Source organism: Chloroflexota bacterium (genome assembly GCA_026710945.1).
In the GTDB taxonomy this organism is placed as follows: Bacteria; Chloroflexota; UBA11872; order VXOZ01; family VXOZ01; genus VXOZ01.
This window is the reverse complement of the sequence record JAPOQA010000031.1, coordinates 13422-36594: the sequence shown is the minus strand read 5'-3', so window position 1 is coordinate 36594 and position 23173 is coordinate 13422. Positions and strand designations below refer to the sequence as shown.

19 protein-coding genes, 1 tRNA gene, 1 other RNA gene and 1 riboswitch are annotated in these 23173 nt (G+C 57.3%); of the genes, 8 read left to right on the top strand and 13 right to left on the bottom strand.

Annotated features, from left to right (window positions below):
• The first annotated feature begins 64 nt into the window (after positions 1–64).
• The gene (locus tag OXE05_06335) at positions 65–1270 is read left to right on the top strand and encodes a DNA polymerase IV (GenBank protein ID MCY4436935.1); all 1206 of its coding nucleotides are present in this window, start codon (positions 65–67) and stop codon (positions 1268–1270) included.
• Between the two features lie 20 nt (positions 1271–1290).
• Here the strand turns inward: OXE05_06335 and OXE05_06330 are convergent.
• From OXE05_06330 to OXE05_06285, 10 genes are all read right to left on the bottom strand, one after another.
• Positions 1291–1363 (bottom strand) — tRNA-Arg (locus OXE05_06330).
• A 183-nt stretch (positions 1364–1546) separates the two neighbouring features.
• Positions 1547–2203 carry a LysE family transporter gene (locus OXE05_06325; GenBank protein ID MCY4436934.1) on the bottom strand — a complete coding sequence of 219 codons (657 nt, stop codon included), beginning with the start codon at positions 2201–2203 and terminating at the stop codon, positions 1547–1549.
• Between the two features lie 25 nt (positions 2204–2228).
• Positions 2229–3644: a cytochrome P450 gene (locus OXE05_06320; protein ID MCY4436933.1), complete on the bottom strand. Its 1416-nt coding sequence runs from the start codon at positions 3642–3644 to the stop codon at positions 2229–2231.
• Positions 3645–3744: 100 nt separating this feature from the next.
• The gene (locus OXE05_06315; GenBank protein ID MCY4436932.1) at positions 3745–4500 is read right to left on the bottom strand and encodes a glucose 1-dehydrogenase; all 756 of its coding nucleotides are present in this window, start codon (positions 4498–4500) and stop codon (positions 3745–3747) included.
• Positions 4501–4517: 17 nt separating this feature from the next.
• Entirely contained in the window at positions 4518–4754 is a 237-nt protein-coding gene (locus tag OXE05_06310; protein ID MCY4436931.1) for a hypothetical protein, read from the bottom strand.
• Between the two features lie 126 nt (positions 4755–4880).
• Positions 4881–5135 (bottom strand): hypothetical protein, encoded by a 255-nt coding sequence (locus tag OXE05_06305; GenBank protein MCY4436930.1) that lies wholly within the window; start codon positions 5133–5135, stop codon positions 4881–4883.
• A 158-nt stretch (positions 5136–5293) separates the two neighbouring features.
• A complete protein-coding gene (locus tag OXE05_06300) occupies positions 5294–6595 on the bottom strand; it encodes a hypothetical protein (protein MCY4436929.1) in 1302 nt (433 codons plus the stop codon).
• Between the two features lie 189 nt (positions 6596–6784).
• Entirely contained in the window at positions 6785–8497 is a 1713-nt protein-coding gene (gene dnaX / locus OXE05_06295) for a DNA polymerase III subunit gamma/tau (GenBank protein ID MCY4436928.1), read from the bottom strand.
• An 849-nt stretch (positions 8498–9346) separates the two neighbouring features.
• An RNA gene (gene ffs / locus OXE05_06290) (signal recognition particle sRNA large type) lies at positions 9347–9611 on the bottom strand.
• A 279-nt stretch (positions 9612–9890) separates the two neighbouring features.
• Positions 9891–10931 carry a RelA/SpoT domain-containing protein gene (locus OXE05_06285; GenBank protein ID MCY4436927.1) on the bottom strand — a complete coding sequence of 347 codons (1041 nt, stop codon included), beginning with the start codon at positions 10929–10931 and terminating at the stop codon, positions 9891–9893.
• Positions 10932–11260: 329 nt separating this feature from the next.
• On the opposite strand from OXE05_06285, the gene OXE05_06280 reads away from it, so the two are divergent.
• Positions 11261–12727: a DNA methyltransferase gene (locus OXE05_06280; protein ID MCY4436926.1), complete on the top strand. Its 1467-nt coding sequence runs from the start codon at positions 11261–11263 to the stop codon at positions 12725–12727.
• A 60-nt stretch (positions 12728–12787) separates the two neighbouring features.
• Here the strand turns inward: OXE05_06280 and OXE05_06275 are convergent, their stop codons facing one another.
• Together OXE05_06275 and OXE05_06270 are read right to left on the bottom strand one after the other, a co-directional pair.
• Positions 12788–13351: a TIR domain-containing protein gene (locus OXE05_06275; protein MCY4436925.1), complete on the bottom strand. Its 564-nt coding sequence runs from the start codon at positions 13349–13351 to the stop codon at positions 12788–12790.
• Positions 13352–13353: 2 nt separating this feature from the next.
• On the bottom strand, positions 13354–13836 hold the full coding sequence (locus OXE05_06270; protein MCY4436924.1) for a hypothetical protein: 483 nt from the start codon (positions 13834–13836) through the stop codon (positions 13354–13356).
• Positions 13837–14087: 251 nt separating this feature from the next.
• Here OXE05_06270 and erpA point away from each other — a divergent pair, with 251 nt between their 5' ends.
• The 5 genes from erpA to OXE05_06245 all read left to right on the top strand — a co-directional run bounded on the left by erpA (position 14088) and on the right by OXE05_06245 (position 20789).
• Complete coding sequence (gene erpA, locus OXE05_06265; GenBank protein ID MCY4436923.1) at positions 14088–14447, top strand: iron-sulfur cluster insertion protein ErpA; 360 nt, start codon at positions 14088–14090, stop codon at positions 14445–14447.
• A 535-nt stretch (positions 14448–14982) separates the two neighbouring features.
• On the top strand, positions 14983–16035 hold the full coding sequence (locus tag OXE05_06260; protein MCY4436922.1) for a methyltransferase: 1053 nt from the start codon (positions 14983–14985) through the stop codon (positions 16033–16035).
• A gap of 448 nt (positions 16036–16483) precedes the next feature.
• The gene (gene selB, locus OXE05_06255) at positions 16484–18355 is read left to right on the top strand and encodes a selenocysteine-specific translation elongation factor (protein MCY4436921.1); all 1872 of its coding nucleotides are present in this window, start codon (positions 16484–16486) and stop codon (positions 18353–18355) included.
• Between the two features lie 28 nt (positions 18356–18383).
• On the top strand, positions 18384–19073 hold the full coding sequence (locus OXE05_06250; GenBank protein MCY4436920.1) for a CinA family protein: 690 nt from the start codon (positions 18384–18386) through the stop codon (positions 19071–19073).
• A gap of 40 nt (positions 19074–19113) precedes the next feature.
• Positions 19114–19229: riboswitch (TPP riboswitch) on the top strand.
• 120 nt (positions 19230–19349) lie between these two features.
• Entirely contained in the window at positions 19350–20789 is a 1440-nt protein-coding gene (locus tag OXE05_06245; GenBank protein MCY4436919.1) for a cytosine permease, read from the top strand.
• 331 nt (positions 20790–21120) lie between these two features.
• Here the strand turns inward: OXE05_06245 and OXE05_06240 are convergent, their stop codons facing one another.
• Positions 21121–21462: a 4a-hydroxytetrahydrobiopterin dehydratase gene (locus tag OXE05_06240; protein ID MCY4436918.1), complete on the bottom strand. Its 342-nt coding sequence runs from the start codon at positions 21460–21462 to the stop codon at positions 21121–21123.
• 336 nt (positions 21463–21798) lie between these two features.
• On the opposite strand from OXE05_06240, the gene OXE05_06235 reads away from it, so the two are divergent.
• Positions 21799–23172, top strand: a complete 1374-nt coding sequence (locus OXE05_06235) for a sugar ABC transporter substrate-binding protein (protein MCY4436917.1) — start codon at positions 21799–21801, stop codon at positions 23170–23172.
• Position 23173 lies beyond the last annotated feature (1 nt).

Here is a 23173-nt window from a genome sequence, read left to right as displayed (position 1 = left end):
GCCTTTCTTCGCATGCAGTAATTTGGGGTAGGTATTGCCGGATTGAAGAACGAAGGGAAACACAATGGCCTCGCGTTGGATTATCCATGCCGATCTTGATGCCTTTTTTGCTGCCGTGGAGCAGCGTGACAATCCTGCATTGCGCGGCAAGCCGGTCATGGTAGGCGGTGCGGGAGGGCGCGGTGTCGTAACAGCGGCGTCGTATGAGGCGAGGGTGTTTGGCGTCCATGCGGCGATGCCCGGCGCGCGGGCGCGGCGCTTGTGCCCGCACGGCATTTTCGTAAGAGGCAATTACAGAAAGTATCAGACTGAATCGGCTCGCGTGATGGGCATATTGAGGGAATACTCGCCTGCGGTGGAGTCGCTTTCAATCGACGAGGCCTTTCTCGATGCGACGGGTTTGGAACGCTGGAAAGGCGGTCCGGTGCCCGCGGCCAGGGAAATCAGGGAGCGAGTCAAAGTTGAGTGCGGACTGACGATCTCAATAGGTATCGCGAACTCCAAGTATGTGGCCAAGATTGCGACAAACACCGGCAAGCCCGATGGGTTGGTGCTTGTTCCTCAGGGAGGCGAGCAAGCATTCTTGGCGCCACTGCCGATTGGCGCCATGTGGGGGGTGGGTCCGCAGATGGGAGCGCGACTGCACGCCTACGGCATTCGCACTATCGGCCAGTTAGCAGCTTACTCCAGCGATGCGTTGCAGCGTGCATTTGGCGCATGGGGTAGGCAGGCGTATCATCTGGCACACGGGCGTGATTCGCGAAGGGTGTCGCAGTCACATTCGATGAAGAGTGTAAGCAATGAAGCGACGTTTCCTCACACGGTCTATGAGCGTGAGACGTTGTTCAATATGCTCATGTCGCTGGCGGAACAGGTGGGAAAGAGACTGCGTGGGAAGGGAATGCGGGGCAGAACGATTGCACTTAAACTGCGTTCGGCAGACTTTGCGACACTGTCCCGCCAGACCACGCTCGCGCGTCCGACTGATGCAACCGACATCATCTATGCCGAAGCGAAGCGGCTCCTGCACGGCGTCAAGCTCGTCGCCGGTGGGTATCGACTCATCGGAGTGGGGGTGCACGAGTTGATACCCGCAGGAGAGGGTCAGTTGCCGCTTTGGTTAGAGCCCGAGGATCGGCTGAGCCAACGTGACCGGGCCGTAGATAAAATCCGTGGCAAGTTTGGCATGCATACCGTGCTGCGCGGGCCGTTGGTAAACCCTGCGGAGGCATGGGTTGCGGGGACCTTTGCCCGCGGGGCGGACAACTGAGGAAGAAGGCAGACCAGCGGTACCCCCGGGGTGATTCGAACACCCGACCGACTACTTAGAAGGCAGTTGCTCTGTCCACTGAGCTACGGGGGCAGAAGGAATTGACCAGCGCACGAGATGTATCGAAGTAACGCTCGATCAACCGTGGCGAATGAATGGCGCCGAATCCGATTATACCAGCGGATTTTGCCTACCGTCTATGGAATTTGGTTTAGAATCCTGCGGCGCAAGAGGTCCTCAATACTCCGTAAGCTCTATGGCGCGAGCCACCCGGATTTAGGGTGACAAGAGCTTCATTACGCCGAACCATATGAAGTAGAGCCCAAAGAGCGCCAGGACCATGCCGAAGAGATAGAGCGCGGACTGGTACATACGGTCCGAGATGAAGCGTCTCCCGGTCGCAAAGACAATGGCAACCAGCGTGAGCCAAAGGAAGTCGCTGGCGACGTGGCCGAGAGTGAAGGCAGCGAGACCGGTCGCGCCACGCGGCAACGCGAGGGTTGTCATCGTGGAGATGCCAACGGTGGCCCACCAGAACGACCAATAGGGGTTCGCCAAGCTAAGTAGGGCTCCGCCCACCATAGGGTGATCGGCATGCTTGTCAGAAACAGATTCGGCCAGTCTTGCGCCTTTGCGCCGCACGCCGCTCACGATTTGCCAGCCCATCCAAATCATCACGAGGCCGCCTACCACGCCGATAGCTGCAAGCACCGGATCCCACTGAAGTACGCGGGCGAGTCCGAGCCACAGCAGCACGACGAGTGCCGCCTCCAATAGTCCGTGCCCCAACGATGCCAGCGGGCCGGCTACTATGCCGTAGCGGGCACTCTGCCCCATCACGAATACGGTTAACGGACCGGGGGACATCGCACCGGAGAGGCCGATGGAGAACGATGCGGCGAAGACGAAGACGAATGACTCGAAGGCTGCCATAGTGATGTGGTGAGCGTCAGAGAGATCACGCAGTGTGCCGTGCGTGGCCGGTATCCCGCTTGTCGCCTGAGGTACACGGACGGAGCGTCATCATCACCCCATGTTTGGGTCGCAGAGTGATGAGGGGTTCCAGTTCGACCGGGTGATCGGGCACAAGTTCCAGCTCGTATTGCTGGGCAATCGTAGCAAGGATTAGTTGCGCTTCAAGCATCGCAAAGTTGCTGCCGATGCAGAGTCGGGGCCCGCCACCGAAGGGAAAATAGGCAAAGCGATGGCGCTGCTTCACGCGGTCCGGTGAGAAGCGTTCCGGGTCAAAGGTCTCCGGCTCTTCCCAGAAATCGGGGTGCCGATGCGTGATGAACTGGCTGACGACAACCGTGCTGCCAGATGGAATGCGGTACCCGCCAATCTCATCGTCAGCGATTGCCTCACGCGAAATGGCCCAGACCGGCGGCAGCAGGCGCATGGACTCTTCCACGACCATCTTGGTGTACGGAAGCTGGGGGAGATCGGCCACGGTGGGCAAACGGCCTCCCAGGACATGAGCGAGCTCTGCCCGCAATTTCTCGGCGGCGGCAGGATTGCGCGCGAGCAGGTACCACATCCACGTGAGTGCGTTTGACGTTGTCTCATGCCCGGCAAGAAAGATTGTGCGCACCTCATCGCGCAGTTGCGTGTCGTCCATGGGCTCCCCGGTGCCGGCGTCTTTGGCGTCTAGCAGCATGGCGAGCAAGTCATTGTGGGTAGGTCTGTCCGTGCGGCGCCTTTCCTCGATCATGCGCGTTACAACTCGCTCGATGGTCACCCGTGCGGCCTTGGCACGGCGCAGATGTGGCAAAGGGACCCACTCCGGCACGTCGAACAACACAAACTGACGCCTGTGGGCCTCTTCCTGCAACTGCGAGATCGCCGGACCGAGCTGCTCAGCCTCCTGCACTACTGTGGCGCCGAACATCGTGCGGCTCACTATGGCGAGAGTCAGGCGCATCATCTCACTGCTCACGTCCAGCGGCTTGCCACGAGGCGCCTCAGCCTGCCACTCCGCTAGCAGCTTTTGCGTCTCGTTCGTCATGGTCTCACCGAAGTGAACAATGCGATTGCGGTGGAAAGCCGGCTGCATGAGCCGGCGTTGCTTGAGCCAGGACGCGCCGTCGTTGGTCAAGAGACCATTGCCGAGGGCCCGCTTGAGCTTGTCGCTGTTGCGGCTCCGCCGATAGTTGCGGTGGTTTGCTTGGAGTACGTATCCGACATGGTCGGGGTGAGCAAGCAAGTATGTTGGAGCATTGACCAGGGGTGAATAGACGACCTCGCCATACGCGAGATGCAGGTCCTGCAGTGACCCCAGAGGATCGCGCTTAAAGGCGCGCAACGTACGTAGTCCCAGGAAGTCGCCCGGCCCGGGCGGACTGCCCAGCGCGGCAGTGCTCGCATTTGCAGCCAATGTCACCTACTTTCTTGTTGCGCTGCGAATGACCCTTGACCTTCCTAGCAAAGCCGTGTGCTTAGTGGTCGACATAATGAATTATCGTGCCACTGCTCACTCAATCCATGATCATCCCACCGTTGATGGAAAGCGTATGGCCGGTGATGAACGATGAAGCGTCACTGGCGAGATAGAGCACGCCGTAGGCGATGTCTTCCGACTTGCCGAGGCGTTGCAGCGGGGTGCGGTCGAGTACAACGCGCAGCCGGTCTTCGGGAATGCGGGCGAAGCCGGTGTCTATCTGGCCGGGTGCGATGTTGTTGGCGCGGCCCCAGGGCGCCATCTGCCGGGCGAGCGCTTTCGTAAACGCGATCATGCCGCCTTTCGAAGCCGCATAGTGCACACGCGCGCTCTGGCCACCGTTCTGTCCGCTGATGCTTGCCATGTTGACAATGCTGCCGTGCTGTTGCTTCTCCATGGTTGGAAAGACAGCCTTGGAACACAGGAACGCGCTGCGCAGGTTATTCTCGATCAGTTCGTCCCAATCGGCCGCGGAGGTCTCGCCCATGGCCCCATGTTTCCCAGCCTCGCCCGCGTTATTCACCAGCGCGTCCACCGTGCCGAAGGCTTCTCTTGTGCGTTCCACAAGCATCTCAGTGTCTTCGGGCACGTTCACGTCGGCGCGCACTGCGAGCGCCTTGCCGCCGGAGGCGAGGATGTCCTGCACAAGAGACTGAAGCGCACTCTCGGTACGGGCAACGGCCACGACATTGGCACCGGCAGCAGCGAGCACTTCCGCCGTAGTCCGGCCGATGCCGCGGCTCGCGCCGGTGACGATTACTGTCCGGCCGGTCAGGTCAAATGCATTGAGCACAAGGATTTCCTTCCTGGCTATGGTTCGACAACTATGCGCTGGCCGTGGTCGAGCGTGATGTTGAACTGATCGGATACTGCACGACCCAGGATTGGCTCGTCACCCAAAGTAACGATGATCGTGGTCACGGGTGGTAGCTCACCGACCTGCACCGTTCCCAGATATGCAGGAACGTCCACCATGGACCCATCTGCCAAAGAAGCCGTTAGGTGCCACTCGGCAGTTTGCCGGTCTGCAATGGAGCTTTTGGACACTGCCAAACCACCATCGAAGCCAGTGTCGAGAAGAGCTTCGAACTCGGTCTTGCGACCGCGAAGCGAGAGACAAACAGGAAGGTAAGGAAAGTGTTCACTCTCGACACGCACTGCACTGGCGCCCCGTCATCGCCACTTGATGACACTGCGGTCGGCTCCGAGCCTGAATACATAGCTGCCTTTACCAAGCTGCTCTAACGATAGGTCCAGAACCTGCGGCAGCGTGGGCGCGCGCGCAACCTTCCCTTGCGTTGAGATAGCAATGAAATCACCGGAGTGCTCGGCTTCCAGCGGTTTGCCATAGCGCGCATAGAGCACTTCAGCCTGCTGGCTAAGTGTAGATTTGGAGGATTTGCGCGTACTGTGGGTCTCGACTGCCATGACGCTCACTACCCTTAGTGAATTCGATACTCGTATCCCTTTACGGGTGCGCTGGACTCAAGCAAGACTACTCGATCAACGCGCTCAGCGGCGATGCTGAATCCGTTACCGTAGGACAATTCTATTCTATGCTCTTTTGCCTCTCTTTGTCCTCGCATTTAAGAAGCAGCCACCGCGGCGCCGTTCCGGGTAGCTTGCGTGAACATCCCCTGTGCATCAAAGCTGATGTCTTCCGCTTCGCCAATGCGATGTACCCGGCCGGTAGCTTCCATTTGCGGCAGCAGCGGCTCGGAGACCCAGAGATCTTCAAGGTGCTTCGTATCCTGGATGCGCATGATGCGGGCCGACTCGTTCTCGATTTGATGACAGCAGGCCAACGCGACGAAGAGCGCTTCGCGGTCATTTGCCACCGTGAGCGGTATACGCGCGCCTTCCGGTCCTTTGGCGGTGACAACGTTCATGTAGGTTTGCACCGGGTCCAGCTTATCCACGATCTGCTGCAGAACGACATCGCCCAGTCCGATACCGCAAGCGTTGCCTTCCGTATCTTTGGTCAGATCGCGCATAACGACCCGCTTGATGTGAGGAGGATGGGGCAGAGGGCCGTTCCAATAGCGGTTAATGACGTTGGTATCGGCGCCAATACCGCTAATGTCCTTACCGAGTTGGTCGACGATCAGCACGTCGATCTCTTCGCCGGGCAGGCGCGCCATGCGCTCGCGGGCAATCTTGAGCAATTCCTGTTCCTCATCCAGGATCCGCGCGGCCGGCACAGCCTGGATTAGTGAGAGGCGGGATTGCCCATCCTCCACGAGTGCCAGTCCGAAGGGCATCGGCATGTGCTGGAGAGTAAACTGACCGACCGCGGGTATGAGCGTGGGGAATTCGACAAAACTGCGGCCGTGGAATGTGTCCGCGCCCTTCTGTTTGCCGAGGCCGATAGCAATCATCTTCATCAAGCCGGATTCGATGTGCCCGTGAAAGTCGGTGTGCGGCTTGACGCGGTTGATTGGGATCGTAATGTCGGCTTCGGTATAGGCCGTCTTGTCCACCCAAACCGGCACGTTGTCTTTTACGTGGCCGAGCAGGACCGTTTCCATGCTGGAGCGGACCGGGCAGCCCATCTTCTCTTCCGTGACACCGTAATGCTCGAGGATTTCCAACTGACCCTCTGCAGTTGCACCGCCGTGGCTCCCCATGGCGGGCACGATAAAGGGCTCGGCGCCGAGTCGTTTGATCTCGTGCGCGGCTGCTTTCAGCACGTGATCGATGCGGTCGATGCCGCGACTGCCACCCGTGAGCGCCACTTTTTGACCCGGCTGAATGGTTTCGCGAATCTCCGGACGCGAGAACTCACCGGCAACGGCAGCAGCCACGTTGTCTATGGTGGCGGTGACGAGATTCTGCCGTACCCTCACCCATCGGGGCAGCTTACCCCGCTCGAAAATCTCTAGACCCATGGTTCAGATCTCCTTTGAAACGTGCCGCCGTGCCTCGTCCGGCCAATTCTCTGCTTGCGCCGGGCCATATCTCTTGCAGCTTTACCCGCTTAATGTACCATTGCATCGAGATCGGTGGCTATGTTCCGGCACTGCTGCAGGCGCTAACGGGAATGCAGAATTCGGAGTAGGCGTAGTTAATTTACAGGTCTACATCTCTTCGGCTGAAGAGGGCGTGTCCTCGTCGGAGTCTTCAAATGTGATGGTACCGGGAAAGAGTTTCTGGGCCTTGCGTACCACCGGGTCATGGGCGGGGTCCTTTTCGTAGCGGCTTGCAGCCGAGTCCTTTTCCGCCAGCGTGCACTCAATTGAAAAATGGCGGCCGATCGTCTGCGCGACGGCTTTCTCCACGAGAAAGAGGTTGTCCGGCTGGCGCACTTGGTCGCGGTGCCATCCGTGCGCAAACTCCAACGTCAGCACGCGGTCCTGTACGGACTTTGGCGTGCAGTCGCGCAGGACACCGCGCAGGTGCACGTTTGGTCTACGGAACGAGTCCACCACGGCATCCCAGCGTTGTTGGATCTCGGCCAGTGGTGAGTCTTCCAGATTCGTCGTCCGGGGCGGGTCCGCTTGCGGTTGTGGGCTTGGCGTTGGAGAGTCGGCAGCGGCCGGATCGCCGGCATCAGCTTTCGATTCCGTAGTGCCGGTTCGAGTTGCCGGCGGACTGTCGGCAGCGGGCGTGCTCGCCGGAGGTACAGATGGGCTTTCCTCTCGTCGGGGAGCCCCCGCCGGCGCCCGCCGTGCGACAGGTCTGGTGGATGTTGGGGGAGAGGAGTCTTCAGCGGCGCAAAACTCTACCAATGCCAGCTCGACCGGAAGTTGCGGAAAAACTCCCAAGCGCAAAGATTGCTCTGCTTCCGAAAAGAGCTTGATTGCCTGCACGATTTCGGCGAGAGATATTCGCCCCGCCAACCCATCCATGAGCGCGGCCTCTTCCTCGCTCATTTCAAGAAGTTCGGCAGCTTCCATGCCGCTCTTGTGAAGCAGCGTACCCCGCAAGTAGCGGATGGTCTCCCGCGCGAACTGCCGCATGTCCAAACCCTGGTCCGCGGCGTGGGAAAGGACCCGCAGGCCTTCCCTGGTATCGCGGCGGGCGAGTGTATCGACGAATTCGGCCACCACCGCCGTGTTGGCCAGGCCGAGCATCTCACGCACCTGTTCGGCGGTCACGCCGCCGGAAGCGTAAATGATTGCCTGATCGAAGAGGCTCACCGCGTCGCGGGCGCTGCCGCCGGCCATGCGCGCCAGGATGTTCAGCGCTTCCGGATCGGCGGAGACCTTCTCCGCAGCGGCAATTTCCTGCAAGCGCCCTACCAGCGCCCGCACGGGGATGCGGCGAAAGTCGAACCGCTGGCACCGCGACAAGATAGTGGGCAGCACCCGGTGAATTTCGGTAGTTGCCAGCACGAATACGGCGTGTTCGGGCGGCTCTTCCAGCGTCTTTAGGAGCGCATTCGACGCTTCCGGCGTGAGTTGGTGTACCTCGTCGATGAGATAGAATTTGTAGCGTCCGCTCACCGGCGCGAAGTTCACGCGCTCCCGCAGGTCGCGAATATCCTCGATGCCCCGGTTGGAGGCGGCGTCGAGTTCAACCAGATCGAGGAAGCGGCCTTCCACGACATCCGTGCAGGCGGCGCACTTGCTGCATGGTTCCGGCTGGACGCCCTGTAGGCAGTTGAGGGCTTTTGCCAAGATGCGCGCCAGCGAAGTTTTGCCCGAGCCGCGCGGTCCCGCAAAGATGTAGGCGTGGGCGATCTGCCCGGATGCCAGGGAGTTCTGCAGCGTGCGCACGGTAGGCTCTTGGCCGACCACGTCGGCAAACGTCTGCGGCCGCCACTTGTTGTACAACACCACCCGCGACACCGGTAATGAATCTCCTCGATTAGGTCAGCCACGTCGTTTGTCATTTGGCGAACGTTGTAATGGCAAGAATTCGCCGAAATCGTTCGAATGAAACCCCTGCTCATTCCTTGAACTGAATTGTACGTCATTCCTGTAAGTGTTGAGAAATTCGTTGACAGAATCCTGCTCACACGCGGCAGTGTTGACAGATTATGTCATTCCGAGCGGAGCGAGGAATCTAGAGTCAATGTTTTCAGGGTCAAGTGTACAGCGGGACGCACATATCCAGGTGGTCTTAGAAAACAGACGCCTAGCGTTGCTGGAGTTCCGGCTGCGGGGTATTGAAGAGAGTATTTGGGTCTGTCAATACCATGAAAACAAGCGATCTTGCCGTTCGCCCCCGTATCAAGTACGGGGCAGGCTCTGAGTACTTCGACAGGCTCAGCACAGGCTTTGTCGAAGGGTGAACGGCAGCGGGAACGGTTAACTACCTGAGACACTCTTGTCTCCGTTCATGCTTCGACAAGGGCTTCGCGAAGCCCACTCAGCACGAACGGGAAGAGTGGCGTTCATTTTCGTTCCCTTGTGCGGCCTGGGCAAGATCATGGTGATTCCCGCGAAAAGCCTGCCCCGTTCTCGACATGGGCGGGAATTAATCTTTGCCCCGCACCAAGGACAACGGCCCCATTTAAACCATGGGCAAGGCTAATCCTGAAATAACGAGGGGTAAATCGTACTCTGTTGCCCGCCATGCAAGCGCAGGCTGGGGAGGCGTTAATCTGCGCCAGGAGTGGTAGGCAGGCGAATTCCGGCTATTCTTGGTTGCCGATAACGTCCCTGAATCGCCGATGTGAATGAGACGAAAAGAGGCCGTGCCTTTCCTTCGATTCGGCTCCCTGAAGCGCTTACGTGGCGCTAGCTCCGGCCAAGCTTCCTTGCGGCACCCGAAAGTAACCGCTTACCGCTGCTTCCTTCCGGACCTGACGGGGTTCACGGCCTCTCGCCGCGCAAGACCCAGCCATCAACGCCGCTACCACGCAGCAGCCTCCAAACAACGCGAACCTCACGGAAAGCTGTCAACCCCGCTATAGCGGATTGCGGGTGCAGGGCACCGCTAGTTCCCCGTCTAGCACAGCCTCATTTCTCATGCTACGCAAACCCAGGCCACAGCGTCAAGGAATTCTTGCGTCCACTGGCGTCAACCAGATTCAATGACTTGGCCTAACCGCTATCAACTACAGGGAAACCGCCGAATGCTCAATTCTGGTATTGTTTAGGTCTTTCGTTCATAGCTGCCTACTACCTTAACTAAATTGCAATGTGAGGATTCCCAGAATAGGCATACTATTCAAGAGCTTGATGAGACCCTTGGCGACCATTATCTAGATTCAAGAGTACGCAGTTTTCGATGACTCTATCGAGCTATGGCACTTTCAATTTCACCGAGAAACCTTGACGTATCAAGATAGTAGTTTGGAAAAGCCCGCTCAAGTGAGTCTAATGATCCAACTGAGACGAGAACCGCATCTCCACCAACTTTCGTTCTTAGGCGTTGTTCTGCTTCTAAATACTCCTCTGTTGCTACTTCGAGGCTGTTGGATGGAAAACTCCTGATTCTTAGAACTGGACGCTCCGGCTCAAGTTCCAGGAGAAAGTAACGAGCTCGTCTTAGTACGGGATTAGTTCTTGTAACTCTAAGGGCAGCCTGATAGGAACGAAGACGATTCACTACGTCTAGGCATTCAACGTAGTGTTTCAATTCGTCGACCAATTGGTTGCGTTCCTCTGATGTATTGTGGACAATCGGCCTCTCTTCCTTTATTGCAAACACGCTGCTCACCAAAACAAAGAATCTCAGCCAAGCCTTTTCGCCCTGACTAGACTTTAGCGCTTGATTAGTAAATGTCCCAACCGTTTCAACTGCTGTTGCCCAAGTGTGCTGTAACCTTGAACGAAGCTGAACTTCAATCTTTTTGCCACAATATGTTTCAGTCCTATCGCTGAAATAGCTGTAGATGAGGTGGTGCCCCCTGTATCCAGTTCTCTTTGGACACTGAATGTAGTCATCCTCATTTATGAGTCTGTGTTTTATCCTACTGTTCTTGAATGCCCGAGCTACATCCTCCACGGCACTTACCGTCCTTAGGACCGCCCTACATCCTCCAATATCCTGCATCTCAGAGAGCGTGAGCCAATCGAAGCGCTCAAGCTTAGACCTTATGGAAGAGAGGCGTTTAATGCGCTGAGCTACTAGATTTCCTGAATCAGCATCCGTAGCCTTTCCACGCAAGTTCATTTGCATTGTATTCAATGGAAAAGCGTGTGAAGACCGCCAGTTGTTGATGATGTCTAGGGTCTCTTCGAGGTGAATGCTCGCTGTTGAGTCTTCGTCGATTAGTGCTCGACCCGCAGCATCAACTTTCTCTTTAGTGTACTGTGGCTTTACCCATGCCATATTGAATGCCTCAACTTTCCTGCACTATTCTCTTGCTTAGCTTGAGTGCACTGTCCCCTGTCAGCCGTAGTTTTACGAACAGCCATGGAGTTCTCCTTGCAGGTTTGCTATTGAGAGCTGCCCTGATGGCAATTCAATCCTTCTAAAGTCGATACGCTAAACACTATGTTTCAATGGACATGAGTATATGACCTTTGTCCTTTAGGGATTGCGGCCCGTATACTCCTATGCTAGTATATCAAGCTGTCTTTCTGCATCTAGGGCAAGCCTCGGAATTAGAGAACAATGACTTTCATGCTCTGTGGCTTGCCCTTGTCCTCCAAGGCGCTATGGGTACTTCGAACTGGGCTAACCGCACAATCTTCACCGGCGACAATCTCGATATCATGCGCGGCATGAATAGCGAGAGCGTTGACCTCATCTACCTTGACCCTCCCTTTAACTCCAACAAGAACTATGCTGCTCCGGTAGGTTCCAAAGCGGCGGGAGCGGCCTTTAAGGATACGTGGACTCTATCCGACCTAGACGTGGCTTGGATGGGTCTCATTGCCGACCAGGAACCTGCCATCTACAAGCTGTTGGAGGCGGCCAGACTGACACACGGCAAGGGCATGCAGTCATACTTGTGCATGATGGCAATTCGCTTGCTTGAAATGCGGAGGGTACTGAGGAAGGCTGGAAGCATTTACTTACATTGTGATACTACGGCGTCCCACTACCTCAAAATGCTCATGGACGCGACATTTGGAGCGAAACTGTACAAGGCGGAAATCAACTGGCAAAGAACGACCGCGCATAGCGACTCACGCACATTTGGCAATGTATGCGATAGAATCCTCTTTTACGGCGCGTCGCCTATCAATGCTGATGCCATCCGCACCCCTCTAGCCGCTTCGTATGTGAAGAGTCACTATAGCTTTGAAGATTTGAGAGGTCGGTATAGGACGGACAACCTAACGGGTCCCGGCCTATCAGCGGGCGAGAGTGGGCAGATCTGGCGAAACTATGACCCTTCAAACATTGGGCGCTGCTGGTCAGCTCCGAAATCCGGCAAGTATGCTGAGTGGATTGACGAAAATGTAATACCGGGATACTTGGAGATTGAGAGCGTGTTGGCACGCTTGGACGCATTGGAAGAGGCCGACATGCTCATCCATGCGACTAAGGGGGCTGTGCCACAGCTCAAACGTTACTTGGACGCTAGCCCAGGTCAAGTGCCAAGCAACAACTGGACAGACATTAGTGCGGTCAATTCACAAGCTAAAGAGCGTATAGGCTTTCCAACCCAGAAGCCCCTAAAGCTCTTGGAGCGCGTCATATTGGCGTCCAGCAAACTTGGGGATGTGGTCCTAGATCCCTTCGCTGGATGCGCAACCGCTTGCGTTGCAGCAGAGTCGCTGGGACGACAGTGGGTAGGAATTGACCTCTCGCCTAAGGCCGTGGAATTGGTCAACTTCCGCTTGAAAAGCGCGCTAGGTAGTCTCTACCACTACGGCTTCGTAACTTCCCGCGAAGACATACCAAAGCGTACAGACGTTGATGCGCCTATCCACTACCGCCAGAACAAGCACGTGCTATTCGGACGGCAAGAGGGTGTCTGCAACGGCTGCAAAATGGACTTCCCCTTCAAGATATTCGACGTAGACCACGTAGTGCCACAGTCTCGGGGCGGTACCGATCACATAGATAACCTGCAACTGCTGTGCTCCTCGTGCAATCGCATCAAGGGCGATAGACCAATGGAGTATCTGGTATCAAAATTGACGCAACTGAAAGAAGGCGTTGCTTTCCGGTGATTGCTTACATCTCAACATCTTGACACACTGTGCCATTGTCGCTTGCCGGGACGCGTCGCTCTAGCTTGTCCATCCGTCGTAGCAGTCACCACTTCTGTTGTTCTTGAACTGCGGTCGACTGTTATCTGGCGGTGTGCCGCTCCTGCGCTCAAAGGCTCTATGGATCCACTTTCGAACCCTAGTCGAGTTTTTCGACCAATCATAGATTAGAGCGTACGGATCGTCGACAATGCAGTTGTCCGCCAATCGTGGCGGTATCAAGTTAGGGTTGTATTTTCCTGTAAGGCGGTCCCAGTGATTTGGGAGCAGGATGCCCAAGAGTCCGCATCGGGAATTCCGTTTCGTAGACCTCAAGCTAGAACCAATCTCCCAGTCCACATGCTTGCGCTGCCACGTGCAGGGACCAATTAGCACGACGGTCACGGTTGCATCTCGAATGAAATCATCCCTAACTATTTGGCGTATTCTGTCCGTGGAAAGATTATCATCATCTATGTCTCCGTCGCTGACAGACTCATCTACAATGTCATCACCTAGCATCTGAACGAAATAATCCTTGTACTCCTGATCCTCATGGTGGAAACTGATGAATGTCCTGTGACGCGGAGTTTGAGATTGATACAAAGCTATCTCCCTTCTGTCTGTTCAAGGTTCGTCAAGTCTTCTACACCGGCGATTTCTGCCAGCAGGCGGTTGTAGTTGCGTAGTTCTACCTGCAAGGCTGAGAGTTCCTTGCGAAACTCCAGCCGCTTTGGCTCGTCCTCGAAAGCGCCGGCCAAGGATTCTCCATGCCATTTGGCGGTGAAGGGCCGAACTATCTGATTCAGAACCGGTATAGCGACTTTACTGAATGTGATTGTCTTGCGACCATGCCTGCGCAATATCTCGCGGGTAGTTGGGAAGAGCGAGTACACGCTGTCCAGGGCGGTCTTTTCGTCTCCTGCTTCCGCCGGCAGAGGCTGCGTGATGATCCTGGTCAGCATTTCAATGTAGAGTTCCCAGGCGGCGTCTTTGTCCGTCTCTTGGAAGGAAACCTCTGCGCTTATCGCCGCAGCGGACAAGCTAATACTTTCCAGATTGAAATTCTTGAATAGTTGGCCCAGTTCCATTGTCTAGACTCCCCGCCTATCTGCTCAACAGACCCTCGATCTCTCACTCTAAATCCAGTATAGCAGCCCATATTCGTGCAACGGAGCAGAAGTAAGGGGTCTTGGCCAGCGGGTAAGACTCTTGTGACCTAGATCAAGACGTGCTGTTGGGCTTTTCGCTTGACTACTAGGTTTGGAAACAGTAGGATTGCGGTAGAGGTATGAATTAGTTAGATAGTTTACGTTGCGCTGAACCGGTAGGATGGATTGCGATGCTTTCTGTAACGCCGACGGCTGTTGAGCATTTGAAGGGCCTGCTGACGGAGCAAGGGAATCCGGAAGCGGGGCTGCGGGTGTTTGTGTCGCCGGGCGGGTGTTCCGGGTTTCAGTATGGCATGTCCATGGAGGAGCGCCCGGACGACGGTGACGAGGTGGTTGAGGACGAGGGCGTGCGCGTCTTTGTGGACCCTTTCAGCCTGATGTACCTCAGCGGATCGGAAATCGACTTTAGCAATGCCTTGATTGGCGGCGGGTTTACTATTCTCAATCCCAATGCCGAGCAGTCGTGCTCGTGCGGCCAGTCGTTTGATACGGCGGAGAGCGCCGGTGAGGCCCGGCCGTGTAGTACGTGACGGACACCTGAACAGGTTGGAAGGTGAAGTCCTGCTCCTGAGGAGCGGGGCTTTCTTATTTGGGCGATTAGGCATTGGCCTTTGCCCACGTGGGATTTCTCTCTCACTCCCGTTTCGTGTCGATACGCTGTATCGAGTTCGGGGCTGGCTCTCACCCTCTCCTACCGGAGACCTTTGCATAACCCTTCACCCATGAGGGGGAAGGTTGGGATGGGGGTGAAATGACTTGACATCATGCAATCTCTAGCTGTAAAGGCGCGCTGGACTCCGGCTTTCGCCGGAATGACGGAGTTACGCAAAGGTCTCCTTGACAGGGGAGGGGGAAGTCTTGGTTGCCGAATCACGTTGCACAAGTGTCCTTGCGTTGAGCTAAGGTCCCTCGCGTTGCGCAGGATCTCTGCGATGAACTGAGGTCCCTGCAAGGAAGAGTTTGAGCATTCGTGTAGCCGCGAGGCTCCGCGAGACGATTAGCGCAAACGAGGACTTTGGCGCTCGCTTAATGCGTCTCGGCACAGATTCTTGCTAGTGTACGTTCATGACCACATACGTTTCCACATTCATTCCCGGTTTGGGAGAGGTTGTCGCAGACGCGCTGAAGCGGTCGCTGGCGCATGTTCAACTGGACCTTCTTCTCGACGGACTTGCGGTATACCGCTCTTTGTCCGATATTGCTGACGTACAGTCGCTGCGTTTCTGCAACAATAGTTTTGTTTGTGTCTTTTCATTCGATGGATTGGGGCACAATCCGATTGGGAGCATGAGCCGAGCCGTGCTGGCGGATGGGCAATTGCTGGACCGCATTGCACCACATCTCCCGCGAAAGAGTCTGACATACCGCTTTGTTGCTTCCCACGGCAATCAGTTTGTTTCAATCCCGCAGCGTACACGCGCGGACTTAGAGCGGCTCCTTTCTTGTGAAAAGCGGCTCAGACCCGATCACAGCAATCCGGATATCGAATTTTGGCTGCTGTCCCGGCGGGAGGGTTTTGGCTGCGTAGGCGTGCGCATTACCCGCCACAGAGCCTATGAAAAAGCCTTGGCGCGCGGGGAGTTGCGGCCTGAGCTCTGCCACCTCCTCTGCTTGGTCTCGGAACCTGCGAAAGATGACATCGTGCTTGACCCATTTTGCGGTTCGGGAGCCATCCCGCTGGAACGCGCATTCGCATTCCCGTATCAGACCGTTCTGGCCGGAGACGCAGACTCCAAGCACGTAAAGAGTCTGCGTTCGAAGGTGCGGCAGCTTCGCTGGGTACAGCGCCGGAAGCAGCAGAAGTTTGTGATTGGTCGATGGGATGCCCGGGACTTGCGCACGTTCGCGCCGGATTCTGTTGACAAGATCATCACCGACCCGCCGTGGGGCTTCTATCAGCAACAGAGCCCAGATCCCGAGCGGTTTCAGCGCGAAATGCTGCGCGAGTTTCACAGAGTCTTGCGCCGGAACGGTCTCCTGGTGCTGCTCGCGGGGAGACCGCAACTCTTTGAGGATTCTCTACAAGACTTGAAGGGAGCGCTGACCGTGGTAGAACGCTACGATGTGCTCGTATCGGGAAAGAAAGCCAGCGTGTTCAAGGTCGCAAAGTCCACCTAGCGTGACTATTCTATCGCGTACGTGGCGGGCCCTGACCTGCTAAAAGTGGAGACCTCTGCAAGAAATCTAATCAGCGGTGCCGGACTTGCTTCCTCTCCCTGGGGAGAGGGTTGGGGTGAGGGGGATTCCTGCTGAACTAGCCTAATCTCCAACGATGGTCAGTGAATTGCAGTGGCCTTGTCTGGGAGAAGGTGCTCTATTGCTTCGCTAAATGGCAACGCAAAGGGCTCTGAGACGAGAAGACTTCGTTGGGGGAGTGAAATGGGCACTCCAGCAATTGGCAGTGTGATAGTTTTAGGGTCAGCGGCATGGCGGCAAGCGGTCGGCGCTTGCTTGCCGCCGTACACGCCTCGATCGTTTAGGCGAGTACGGCGGACCAAGATATATTGGATGGCAAGAATGCGGTCGTGTGTGATCTACGACACCTTAGTTACATAGAGCTCACAGCATGTACACCATAGGCACCGCGGGTCACGTGGACCACGGCAAGTCTACGCTAATTCAGGCGCTTACCGGCATCGACCCGGACCGGCTGCGCGAAGAGAAAGAGCGTGGGTTGACCATCGATCTGGGCTTTGCGTGGCTTACCTTGCCCAACGGCAAGGAGATATCAATCGTCGATGTCCCCGGCCACGAACGGTTTGTCAAGAACATGCTGGCGGGAGTCGGTGGAATCGACGCGGCGTTGCTGGTGATTGCGGCTGATGAGGGGGTCATGCCGCAGACGCGCGAGCACCTGGATATTTTGGATTTGTTGCGAATTCCCGCGGGAATCCTCGTGTTGACGCGGTGCGACCTCGTGGAGGATGAAGAGTGGCTGCGGCTCGTAGAAGAAGACGTGCGCGAAACGGTAGCGGAGACTGTGCTTGCCCAAAGTCCGCTCGTGCGAGTCTCTGCACTCACCGGCGCGGGTCTCGACGATTTGCGTGCGGCTCTCGGCGAATTGCTCGCGGGTACCGAGGCGAAACGGGACGTGGGGCGCCCACGCCTGCCAATCGATCGGGCCTTTTCGCTCACCGGCTTTGGCACGATCGTCACCGGAACGCTGCTTGACGGTCAACTAAACGTCGGCGCAGAGGCGCAATTCGTGCCTGGCGGCATGAGCGGCCGCATACGTGGCTTGCAGAGTCACAAGCACAAGATCGAGACCGCCTTGCCCGGCAATCGCGTTGCCGTCAACATTGGCGGGATCGACGTCGAGAATGTGTATCGCGGGCAAGTGCTCACATTGCCGGATACGCTCTCTGCGACGCGCTTTGCCGACGTCCGCATCCGCCTGTTGCCCTCGGCGCCGCGTCCGCTTGAGCACGGGACCGTCGTGACTATTCATAGCGGGACGATGGAGACGCTCGCCCGGGTGCGGACTCTCGACCGGGAAGCGATCACCCCCGGTGAGAGTGGGCTGGTACAACTGCTGCTCGTAAAACCTGTAAGTCTCATCAAGGGCGACCTCTTCATAGTCCGTCAGCTTAGCCCGGCGTGCACCCTTGGCGGAGGCGAGGTGCTGGACCCCTATCCGCCTCGGCACAAACGCTTTGCAGAAAACGTAGTTACAGCGCTGGAAACATTGGAGCAAGGCTCGCCGGAGGACGTGGTGCTCCAAGCCATCCGGCAGCGGGAGCCCTGCACGCAGAAGGAGATCACTGGCGTACTTCCGCTTGCCGTCTCGGAGGTAGAGGAAGTCATGGCAAGGCTCCTGGGAGCGGAACAGGTGATAGACCTCGGGCGTACTCTGTATTCCGCTGCAGGCTGGTCTGACATTTCGGATCGCGTAACCTCTCTGCTCGAGCAGTTCCACGCGCGCTATCCCTTGCGCTACGGACAGGGCAAGGAGGAGGTGCGGCGCAGTCTTGGCTTGGAGAGCCGGGTCTTCAGCGAGATGGTGCAGCGACTCTGTGCCGATGAAGTGATCGCAGAAAGCCTGGGCTCACTCCAGCTATTCGGCACGAACGTTGCCTTGAGTCCTGCCCAAGAAGAGGTTGCAGTAGCTCTACTCGATCTACTGGAGCGAGACCCGTTGGCGCCGCCAAGCCTAGGTATGATCCGCGAGAAGCTCGCGGTGGACGATGACTTCCTAAGTTTCCTCGTGGAACAGGGCCGAGTGATCCAATTAGACCATGAGCTTATCTACTCGCGCCGGGCGTACGAACAGGCAGTGGAGAAAGTGCGGGAACTCTTGGCGCGGGAGGATCGGGTAACGGTGGCCCAGGTGCGTGACGCCTTTGGCACCAGCCGCAAATTCGTGCTGCCGTTGTTGGAACAGATGGACCGCGATAGCGTGACCCAGCGTGATGGGGATGAACGCACCCTTGCCCAATAGCCTACGGCATGCATCCCGGTAATTTCGAATGGTACCCAACGAAGGCCGTAAAGGACCACGACTGTGCGGCAGCCTCGATCTGCAGCGGCTGATCGAAGATGTCGGAGCAGCGCTTGCCAAGCGAAACGAAACGCTGTCTGTGGGCGAAACTTCAGCAGGCGGCGTGTTGGCAACATTGATTCATGGGAATCCCGCGTGTGCTGAGTGGTTCCTGGGTGGAATTGTTCTGTACGCGGGCAGTGAAGCACCGTTGGCAGAGGGTATGCGCGATGTTGCCAGAGAATTCGGGGTCGTTAGCGAGGAGTACGTAGGGGCGCTGGCACAGTACATGCGCCGCACCTTTGCGTGCCAGTGGACGCTGGCGGAGAGTGGCATTGCCGGCCCTCAGACCGGGCGTCGCTCGGCCAAGCCCGCGGGAACGGTGTGCCTAGCCGTCGCCGGACCGGAAGTTGCAGGAGACTTGGCTCAGGAGCGGGGGACAAGCCCCCGCGCTACTGAAGAGCTTTGCGGTGAAGCAAGACTCGCGCATGGACTGGGGAAGAGTTCCAATGTTACGGCAACCATCTATTCTGGGCAGGAGTCGACATGGACAACGACACATAGACTTGCGGATTCCGGTCGCACGGCAAATCAGCGACAGTTTGCAATTGAGGCCTTGCGTCTCTTTCGCTGTGTGCTCGCGCCGTATCTTGACGAGCACGAGACCTTGCGCGTTTGACACGATGGTGATAGAGTGAACGACGTCGGACAAGTGAAGAGTGGCGTGATAGGGGTGCCCGAGAGTCCGGGCTGAGAAGAGAGACGCGTTTACGTCCTCATACCCTTGAACCTGATCAGGGTAATACCTGCGGAGGGAATGCACTGCTAAGCCTTACCTTTTGGGCGTGCTGAATCCGCAGCACGCCTGTTTTCGTTAACGGTTGGCCTGGAGGCTCCAGGCATCTAAAATCCGTAATTCCGGCGCAAGCCGGATTCCAGAAGGAGGTATGCACCGATGCTCGGATCACTATCCAAGGTTCTGCCCAGAGTCGAGATCCCGCCGGAGTGGGGAGTTGACCCCGTACCGCCGTCAGAGCGCCGCATGTCGTTTCGGCAACATTTCGTGCTCTGGTTCAACCTGGGGATCGGCCTGCTCGTCATCCTTACCGGCGCCTTGCTGGTGCTGCCTGCGGAAGACCACGGTTTGGGCATGGCTCCCCGGCAGGCGCTGCTGGCCGTGATCGTTGGCAGCATCATCGGCGTCTTCTTGCTGTCGCTCATGGCCTACGCTGGTGCTCGCGTGCATGTGCCCACCATGGTGTTGCTGCGTCCCGTTCTGGGAATACGAGGGTCTTACGTGCCGAGCGCTTTCAATTTCCTGCAACTCGTGGGATGGACGGCATTCGAGTTGTGGGCCATGTCGTGGGCAGCCAATCACGTCGCCAAGACCATATTCGATTTCGACGCGTATCTGTTGTGGCTTGTGATCTTTGCCGTTATCTGCACGTCGTTTGCCCTGGGCGGTCCGATAGTTGTCGTGCGCCAGTGGATGGAGAAGTTTGGCATTTGGGTCATGACGGCGGCGTCGCTCTGGCTAACGTATTCGATTGTGAGCAGTTTCAACCTTGGCGATGTTCTCTCCCAAACGAGCACGGACGGCGCGCCCTTCTGGGTCGGCGTCGATCTCGTCATTGCTATGCCCATCTCCTGGATTCCGCTTGTCGCGGACTACAGCCGCTTCGGGCGCAGCGACAGAGGCGCGTTTGCCGGTACCGGACTGGGATACCTCTTGGCGAATACGTGGTTCTACGGACTCGGCGTGCTGCTTGTAGCTACGGTGACGCTCGGTGATCTGAGCAATCCGGCGGTGGCTATTGCGGGCGCGATCATCGTCTTCACCGCCGGCTGGCTGGCGCTGCTGGCGACCCTGGCAGTGGAAACAGATCAGGCCTTCGCCGACATCTATTCGGCGGCCGTTACCGCCCAGAACGTCTTCTCGCGCATCCCGCAACGGGTCTTTGTCGTCATCGTGGCCGTGATCGGCCTCATACTGGCATCGTTCCTGAATATGGTGACGTACGAGATCTTCATGTTGCTCATCGGCTCGGTATTCATTTCGCTCTTTGGCGTGATGGCGGCGGACTACTTCGTCGTGCGGCGGCAGGAGTACGACTCCGCCGAACTCCAAAATCGTGAGGGCGCGTACTGGTACTTGGGCGGCGTGAACTGGCTCGCACTGCTCTGCTGGGCGGCCGGTGTCATCGTCTACCACACGGTCAACACGAACTTGCTAAGTGCCTTCGAGATCATGGGCTCCTTCGTTTCGCAAGTTCAGGATCTTGTGCCGGCCGCGTTCACCGGCTACGGCGGCTCGCTGCCGTCGTTTGTCGTGGCGTTTGTGCTTTATACCGTGCTTAGCCCCGTGCTTTTGCGCCGGAACGACGTGGAAGATTAGAAGCGAGGAAACGCTCTTAGGTTGCACAACGAATGCCTGTTCGCCCCCCAAATCGTACGATACGCTGGACTGAGCGATAGGCTGTATTGAACGATACGCTGAATCGGGTACGGGGCAGGCTCTGAGCTTGTTGGAGGGCGAACGGCGGAGTTGGATCAGATAGAGCAGTCAAGCCGCTCTCCGTTCGTACTGAGCTTGTCGAAGTATGAACGGAGAGCGGCTCCTTCACTAGAACCCGAATTTAACTGGCTCATTGGGCGGCAAGTTGAGTCGTCCCTCCCGCGGAGCATTGGAATCGCGCGCAACCGGTGAGACTCAATCGAGAGGTAAATCAACCCTGATACAGCGCGTCGGTCTTGGCTGCCATGATGAAGTCGTTGCGGTGCAGGCCCTTGATCTTGTGCGTCCACCACGACACTGTGACGCCCACCCACTCAGTGAGTAGGGCGGGATGATGCCCCACCTCTTCCGCCAAGGCTGCGATCTCATTGGTAAATGCGAGCGACTGGGTGAAATTCCGAAAGGCGTAGAACCGCTCCAACTGAGATATGCCATCTCGCTCCACAATCTTCCACTCGGGAATCTGGGGCTTAAGCTCCTTGATTTCTTCTGTAGTCATCGTCGGCGCGCCTGTGCGACAGACTACGCACGTCTCTGTCATCAACGATGCCATTGCCACCTCCGGTCACGTGAAGAATCTTCCGCCAAGACCCGATATCAGTTGCCCGTCCGGTTCCTCCCAGCATAGCAAATGCGGAGGTGCAGCGGCTTGTTAGAAAGTCAGTCAAGCTGCGGCGCAACTGCCTTTCTCGTGCTTGGTTCGTTTTCGACATGACTGTGTGCGGATTGGGTTTTCTGTCATGGCTGCAAAGTTCGCAGCGCGAATTGCATCTCCATTCTAGCTGTCAAGATGAAAAGCCGATATGTTGAAGCGTTGCATCGAACAATTATTGGGAGTATACTTCCCACATTGTAGACGCGTTTGCAGCGAACTGAAGGAGAGTTAACGATGCGTCAGAGCAGTATTTCTCGACGTGGCGTACTTGCCGGCATGCTTGGGGGGAGCGGCGCTCTGCTGCTCGCGGCGTGCGGCCAGGCCACAATGACTGGCGAGCCGGACGCGGAGATGGCTGAGAAACCGGCGGCGGAAGCCAAGGAAGCCATGCCGGAGACGGTGACGCTCAATGCCATCTGCTATACGGAGGCGCAGGGCGGCGACTACCAGCGGTGTATTGACGGCTATCGTCAGGAGGTCGGCGCAGAAATCGACCTCTCCATCGACATTACGGCGTGGGCGGAATATTGGCCGAAGCTTAAGACATCAGCCGCCGTGGGCACGCCGTTCGACGTGATGATCATGAACGGCCCCAACATCATGTTCCACGCGGCGAACAACATCCTTTATGATCTATCGCCCTACGTCAAGGCCGACGGCATCGACATGCTGGAAACCTTCCCGGCCTATCTCGTAAACGTATACACGTTGTTCGGCAAAGTCTGGGGTCTGCCCAACTTCCACGCCACCATCGGCATGTACTACAACCGCGAGCACCTGGGTGAAGCGGGGCTGGACGAGCCGGCGGAGGACTGGACGTTCGACGACTGGCTGGAGATGTCGCAAAAGCTCACCATCCGCCAGGGCGAAACGCCGGAGCGCTGGGGCACATATGTCTCAGTTTGGGGCCAGACCGAAGGCTACAATTACGTTCTGGCGAACGGCGGCGAGATTCTGAGCAAGGACAAGACAGAGTTTCTCTTCGGTCAGCCGGAGGGACTGGCAGCCTTCAATTTCATGCATGGTCTCATTCACCAGCATGGCGTCGCGCCCACGCGGCCGGAGGCCTCCGACGCCGGCGGCAAGCGGGATATGTTCCACAACGGCTTGCTTACGTTCCGCGCCAGCGGCCCGTGGGAATTCGGCCATCTGGCACCGTTGGACCACATCAACTGGGGTGTGCAATATCTCCCCAGGAACGCCCGCCAGGCGAACGTAGTGCACGGCTCATCGTTTGCGGCCGGTGACCAAGTGCCAACACCCGACCAATCGTGGGCGTTCATCAAGTACGCCACCACCTCGGACACCGGCGAGAATTCCACCGCCGAATTCACCATGCCCGGCAGTTGGAAGGGCTCTCGCAATTGGACCGCCAATAACGAGTTCCCCGAACTGGCGCAGAAATTCCTCGACTCCATGGACTGGGGCTTCGACTACCCGCAGTCGTACTCCACCCTGGAGTGGAACAGCGCCATCCCGGCCGAACTCAACAAGGCCGTGGATAACGAGGTGACCATGGATGAAGCCGTTGCCACCGCCGTCGCTGTTGGCAACAAGATCCTCGATGAGGAACAGGTAGAGCTAAGGCGGCTGGGTGTGATTGGCTAAG